The sequence below is a fragment of the Pseudoalteromonas sp. SG41-1 genome (assembly GCF_014164575.1).
Classification (GTDB): Bacteria; Pseudomonadota; Gammaproteobacteria; order Enterobacterales; family Alteromonadaceae; genus Pseudoalteromonas; species Pseudoalteromonas rhizosphaerae.
The window spans coordinates 1-260 of record NZ_JACJFL010000139.1; the positions used below are offsets into that span (position 1 = coordinate 1).

General features: G+C 46.2%; 1 protein-coding gene. It reads right to left on the reverse strand.

What is annotated here, in order from left to right; all coding sequences use genetic code 11:
• Positions 1-71 precede the first annotated feature (71 nt).
• A partial coding sequence (locus H5203_RS22635; protein ID WP_259401997.1) for a Retron-type RNA-directed DNA polymerase occupies positions 72-260 on the reverse strand: 189 nt, incomplete at its 5' end.

Genomic DNA, 260 nt, shown 5'->3' on the forward strand with positions numbered 1-260 from the left:
TAATCGGGTAGCCGGAGGTCTCTAACCTCCAGCCCCCACACCACCCATCATGCGGGTCCGCAATGGGCGGTTCATCTCCCGTAGTGAATATTGATCCAAATATCTCTTAATGACGCTAAACCTTGTGACGCTAGATAGTCATTGCCTATCGCAATGTTAATTCCTTTTGTTTTTGAGCTTCTACAAGGACCTTTACTGGTGATACCACATGCAATGGCGAGTCGTTCGCTAACACCCAATTTCATTAAACTGCGTACTTT